Source organism: Thermostichus sp. MS-CIW-37 (assembly GCF_054060065.1).
The window spans coordinates 1-1,296 of the sequence record NZ_JBSSCV010000064.1 but is presented as its reverse complement, the minus strand read 5'-3'; the positions used below and the strand labels follow the sequence as shown (position 1 = coordinate 1,296).

Below are 1,296 nucleotides of genomic sequence, written 5' to 3'. Positions count from 1 at the left end.
CTATTCAAAAGCTACCTGTGTTGCTGTTGGCCTCCTAGGGATCCATCTGTTGTCTTGAGTTACTTGGCTGTCTACAGGGCGTCTGGATCTACCCCCAGCTCCCGCAGCTTCTGGGCCAGGCGCTCTGCTCATTGTTCGGCCTGCTCAGCCCTTTGCCGCTCCAGTTCGGCCTCGGTGGGCACCAATTCCCCAGAAGCAGTGGCCCAGCAAACCCACGCGGCCTCAATGTCTGGAAACCTTCCCCCATCTCATTGTTGCCAGCAAAGCAGCTGGGGCGCTGCTGCGACCAGGCTTGGGTAACGCAGATGAGTGAGTCCATTTGGCACTTGCGCTGCCAGCTTTCCGCGAATGCACCGTCTAACTTGGTAGGTGTGTAGGTATAATCAGCACTTGGCTCCTGACTTTGTCATTATGGATGCACGTAGGGCAGGATAGTGCAAAACTAGCCCTCTTTGTAGCCTGGGCAGAAGCTACACTTTGTCAGCAGCACTGATTAGAAGGACGAGCTATGGAAAATTCCAACAAAGAAACTCTGCAACCGCGAGTTCTCCTGAGCTGGCCAACTGCGCCAGACTACGTCCCACCGCCGCAGCTTTCAGATCGGCAAGTAACTGTCTGTCCCAAAAAAAGAGTGGGGGGCTTTGGACTAGGCTATGTCAACCGTCGTGAAGGCTTGGTGGAGTGTCCGGAAGGAGATTATGACCTCTATGACTTTGTCCAGCAGTCTGAGCAGATTGTGGATAAAGAGTTTGACTTGGTGATTGTACGAACTTGCAGCTGCGAATACAGCAACCCCTTCAACACAAAAAAATTTGGCTGTCCAACTGTCTTGCTAGCCGGAGATACGCATCATTCCCACTTCCCCATCGAACATCTTTTGGCCTACTGGGCCGTTGAAGCCTTTGATTATGTTGTTACTGCTCCCAACCGCCAGCACCTGCACTGGTTTGCCGCGGCGGGCGCGGAAAACCTGGCCTGGCTACCTCTCATCTCCATGCATACGGTTGTCCACAAGTGGGTAGAAGCAAGAGAAAGCCAAGTTGTCTTTATTGGCCATCAGGGATCCGAGCATCCCAGACGTTCCCGTCTGGTCGAAGCCATAAAGAGGGCACACTTGCCCATTCTTGCCAAAACTGCCAACCGTCAAGAGGCAGCCCGCCTATTTGCCGAATCGCTGATTTCGTTTAACTGCAGCCTGAACGGGGATCTGAACTTAAGGAACTTGGAAGTGATTTCTGCAGGGGGCTTTCTGCTTACTGACCAGCTCTCCTTCGCCTCAGGATTGGACGAACTTTT

General features: G+C 53.1%; 1 protein-coding gene. It reads left to right on the top strand.

The window, feature by feature from the left end:
- Positions 1–508: 508 nt before the first annotated feature.
- On the top strand, positions 509–1,296 hold a 788-nt coding region (locus ACVWYZ_RS14280; RefSeq protein ID WP_457467427.1), incomplete at its 3' end, for a glycosyltransferase family protein.